The 4,703-nt window shown below is 33.6% G+C and carries 5 protein-coding genes; 2 read left to right on the forward strand and 3 right to left on the reverse strand.

Annotation, left to right across the window (positions count from 1 at the left end):
- Positions 1-282 precede the first annotated feature (282 nt).
- Positions 283-1,056 (forward strand): CRISPR-associated endoribonuclease Cas6, encoded by a 774-nt coding sequence (cas6, locus tag AB1414_15840; GenBank protein MEW6608891.1) that lies wholly within the window; start codon positions 283-285, stop codon positions 1,054-1,056.
- Here the strand turns inward: cas6 and AB1414_15845 are convergent.
- The 3 genes from AB1414_15845 to AB1414_15855 form a co-directional block, all read right to left on the reverse strand.
- Positions 1,026-1,214, reverse strand: coding sequence for a hypothetical protein (locus AB1414_15845; GenBank protein ID MEW6608892.1), 189 nt, complete (start codon positions 1,212-1,214; stop codon positions 1,026-1,028). The genes cas6 and AB1414_15845 overlap by 31 nt on opposite strands.
- 682 nt (positions 1,215-1,896) lie before the next feature.
- Positions 1,897-3,321 (reverse strand): aminodeoxychorismate synthase component I, encoded by a 1,425-nt coding sequence (gene pabB / locus AB1414_15850; GenBank protein ID MEW6608893.1) that lies wholly within the window; start codon positions 3,319-3,321, stop codon positions 1,897-1,899.
- 4 nt (positions 3,322-3,325) lie between these two features.
- Positions 3,326-4,141, reverse strand: coding sequence for a 3D domain-containing protein (locus AB1414_15855; protein ID MEW6608894.1), 816 nt, complete (start codon positions 4,139-4,141; stop codon positions 3,326-3,328).
- Between the two features lie 100 nt (positions 4,142-4,241).
- On the opposite strand from AB1414_15855, the gene AB1414_15860 reads away from it, so the two are divergent.
- On the forward strand, positions 4,242-4,403 hold the full coding sequence (locus tag AB1414_15860; protein MEW6608895.1) for a hypothetical protein: 162 nt from the start codon (positions 4,242-4,244) through the stop codon (positions 4,401-4,403).
- The last annotated feature ends 300 nt before the right edge of the window (positions 4,404-4,703 follow it).

Consider the following 4,703-nt stretch of genomic DNA (forward strand, 5'->3'; position numbering starts at 1 on the left):
AAGTTGCAAAAAAATCATCAGGCTTTTGAGCCTAATTTTGCCATCTTTGAGCAAAATAAACAGATTGATAAGGATAAAGAGAACTTTAGATAACCTCAATAGTAGCATAAAATTTACGAAAGTCCAGACTACAGAAATATAGGCAGGTCTCTCAAGCCTTCATTCTTCTGCAATTTCTGCCCGCTTTAGTCTGATGTTTGATGTCTATAGTCTATTGTCTGAATCACAGTTTCACACAAATGACACTTGCCTTTTATGATAAACTCTGGTATAATATTCAATATGAGGATAGGGGTTGTTTATAAGATTGATAAATTACCCATAGAGTATCGATCTTGTTTTTTTAACCTGATAAAAGAGGCAATTAAACAAGAAGCTCCGGAATTATATGAACAATTTTATTTATCTAACCATCACCAGACCAAACCGTTTTGTTTTAGTGTTTTTTTTGAGTGTGTCCAAATCTCGGCTGATATTCTGACCATAAGACGCAATACCAGACTCTATCTTTCTACTCTGGATATCTCAGAAGACCCACAAGCCACTGGTATAAAGATTTATAATGGATTACTTAAAGTAAAAACTATGGATTTTCCTCTTGACGAAACTCTCCATCTAATTAATATCTTTCCTCTCAATGAAAAAAATAAGACCTATTTTACTCAAGGAGAGATTTGTTTTAAAACTATGTCACCCATCATTGTTGTTGACAGAGACAAAAAGCCTGTTTTACATCCACAAACAAAGAATGAAATTAGCCACTTTTCTGGTCCCGAAAATACTATCTCCCTTGATGAATCTCGATTTCTTAAGGAACTTATCTTTAGCCTGAAAGAACTTAATATTACCAAATTGGAATTTATCCCGGTTGACTTAAAAAAAGAGGTCATCAAATATACCATTAGCGACCATTTAAAAACTAAAGCACCAATGAAACTTATCGGATTTAAAGGTAAGTTCATTCTAAAAGGTAATCCTGATGACTTATATAAAATCTACCAACTCGGGCTTGGCTTCAGACGAAATCAAGGATTTGGGATGGTGGAGGTGGTGTGAACTATGGAGGAACTTGTGGGGTAACCGTTCAGGCTATATATCAAAAGTGTAAGAAAGGGGATAAGGAGATAAGAGTGATATGGAGATAAGATAATAGAAATAGATTGAAATTTATAGAAATAGGTAGAAATTGATTGTGGAAAACAACAAATTTCCATAAATTTCTATTACTCGATATTCAAGTTTTTTTAAGATTAAGTGGTTTATCCTTTTTTAACCGCAAAGAACGCAAAGAAATTAACCGCAAAGAACGCAAAGATTATAGTGCTCTGTTAAGATTGAATTTGCATGTTACTTAGGTAATCGGTAATCAGTAATCGGAGATAACAGACCATTGTTTTCTCTTCACCGATAACCTGATAACCGATAACTTTCTAAACATAGCAAAGCAAACTTAACAAAGCAATAATTTTCCTTCCTTTGCGTCCTTTGCGAAATCTTCCTTTGCGCTCTTTGCGGTTAAATCTTTATACCTTTAAAAAACTTGAACATCAAGTATTAGTTTCTATTAATTTCAATTTTTGTAACTATTCACCACGAAGGGTACGGAGAGCACGAAGTGAAATTTGATGAATTATCGAATAGAGTCATTGGATGCGCTATAGCGGTGCATCGAACTCTTGGGCCAGGTTTGCTTGACACCGTGAAGAGTGATAATTCACAATTCACAATTGACAATTCACCATTCACCATTATTAAGGAAATTTAGGGAAGAAATTGTGAATTGTGAATGGTGAATAGTTACCAATTTTTTTAATAATATCTCCCTATCTCTTTAATTTCCACATCTCCTTTTGTTACACCACCTGAACGCTTACCTTGTGGGACAGGATAAGTTTTTTATCCCATGATTGCTTCAATCATTGCCTTTCCTTTATGAAGGGTTTCATTATACTCTTCTTCTGGTATAGAATCTGCGACTATTCCACCACCTACATGGAAGTAAGTTTTGTTGTTTTTGATAACAAAGGTGCGAATTGCAATATTTAAATCCATACTTTGGGTGAAACTTAAATATCCAATAGACCCTGTATAAATATGCCTTTTTGTTGGTTCTAATTCATCAATTATTTCCATTGCCCTAATTTTTGGAGCGCCGGTAATTGAACCGCCGGGAAAACATGCCTTTAATAAATCAAATCTATCCTTATCTGGTTTTAATTCCCCAGAGATAATACCTACTGTATGAAATACTGTTGGATGCGTTTCTAATTTTATCAACTCATTAACCTTCACAGACCCAAATTTACATACTCGACCTAAATCATTTCGCAAAAGATCAACTATCATTATTAGTTCTGCTCTATCCTTCTGGCTTATTTTCAATTCATTTTTTAACTTCAAATTCTCTTTTTTGGTCTTTCCTCTGGGTCTTGTTCCTTTAATTGGTCTGGTGACGACATTTTTACCCTCTACCTGTAAAAATCGCTCTGGCGAGGCACTGGCAATAATGACATCCTTTAAGTCTAAAAAGCAAGCAAATGGTGCTGGATTTGACCTCCTTAGCCGTTTATAGAGTTCAAACGCCGACATACAAAGATTAGCCGAGAGTCTTTGTGATAAATTAACCTGATAAATATCACCGGCACTAATATATTCCTTAGCCTTTCTCACTGCCTCTAAATATTCTTGACGAGTAAAATTAGAAACTATTTCCACATTTTGGGTTTTGGGTTTTGGGTTCTGGGGGCTGGATTTTGATAATTTATTCAGCGTTTTGTTTAGTCTATTTTCAGCCTTTTTCTCTCTTAATCTTCCATTTTCAGGAAACCCGCTTGATGAAATATAAGCCTTTTGTTTTAAGTGGTCAAAGATGAAAATTAAATCATAAAAGCAGAAAATACAATCCGGTATCATCAGGTCATCAATTCCTTTTCCAGGAACATCTTCGATTAAATGTCGCATTTCATAACTGAAGTAACCAACTGCTCCCCCTATAAAAGAAGGAAAATTTGAGATTTGTTGTAGTTGATATTGATTAACAAGTTTTCTTAATACTTCAAATGGGTCATTTATAAAATTTTGGATATTGGATATTGGATTTTGGATTTGTTGAATATCTATATTATTCCGAATTTCGTATTGAATCTGTTTATTTTTACTTTTAAAAACAAGGAATGGCTCAAAACCGATGAAGGAATATCTACCTAAATCATATTTATTCATTCCACTATCAAGGAAGAATGGGTAATTATGTTCTTTGAAGATACTGAAGAGTTTTATCGGCTCAATTATTGGGATTTCTTTAATTATTGGATAAGTCATTAAATTATTCCAGGATATAAACTTTTACATTCTTTTTTCCATATCTTATTGCTTCCTGATGGGTATTAAAACATAAATCTATTCGATTCCCTTTAATGGCACTGCCAGTATCTCCCGCAATACCATAGCCATATCCTTCAACATATAATTTAGTTCTCAAAGGAATAACCCCTGGGTCAACCGCAATGATACCATATCTTGCTTTTAATCCAATAGAGGTTACACATCCTGCCCATTTACCGCAGGATATTTTAGAATCAGAATATGCTGTGGCAACCATATTTAATACTTTTTTTATACTTGCTTTTGCATTTAGAAGAGGAGGTGGCACATATCTTCTTGTTCCTTTAACTATAATGCAAGTTACAGGTTTGTTCAAAATCTTTTCCTCGATAATCTTTTCTTTTATATTAACGCCATCAAGAGAGGTCTTTTGAGCAACGATTTCTTTTAATCCTTGTTTTCCATATTGTTTCACAAGTGTTTTACCCAATAGAAGTTGAGGGTTGTATTGATATTGGGTAGGGTAGGGGATAGTTTTTTTCTCCTTTATTTCTTCTTTTGTCAGGCGATAAACACGAATAAACATCTTATTTCGTAATTTAGTCTCAATCCCCGGTCGAACAATATCATTCTTATCCAGACCAATGTTAGTAGAGTTTAATACATCCAGAACTGTATTTTTATTAGTTTTTAGTTGTAGAAAATTATTATCAACATAAATAGTTACATTGACAAAACTTTTTGCATAGCCAACAATAGCAAATGTGAAAATAATTAATATTACCATCCATTTTCTTTTTAGATAATTCGTCATCATCTTCTCCTTGTTTTAATTCAAAGGTTGAGTAAGTCTACCATAAAGTTTTTAAAATGTCAAGTAATTTTAAAGTGAAATTTACCCATATTTCTGGAATGCTATGAAATATAAAGGGATTGAATACCGCACAGACGTAGAGTCGCGGAGAAAAAATGTAGATTTTCATTCAGGGCTATACATTAGAAGTGTAAACAAGGAGAAATGGGGAAAAGGGAGAATTGGAGAAATGGCTCAAACTTTTCCACCTGTGCGATTAGACTAATTCATTGCAGAGACGCAAAGGAAAAATAAATGTAAAATAGGAAATGAAAAATGGGAAATTTTACTACTTCGCAAGACTCATTACCTTTCAGTTATACATTTTCATTTTACATTGCCCATTTTACATTATTATTAGATATTTTGCAATGACCTGAGCGCTTACAATAATTCTATCACTTGATGTTCAAGTTTTTTAAAGGTATAAAGATTTAACCGCAAAGAGCGCAAAGGAAGATTTCGCAAAGGACGCAAAGGAAGGAAAATAAGGTGGTGAACAACCTATTGCTTTGTTAAGTTTGCT

The organism is bacterium, assembly GCA_040755795.1.
In the GTDB taxonomy this organism is placed as follows: Bacteria; UBA9089; CG2-30-40-21; order CG2-30-40-21; family SBAY01; genus JBFLXS01.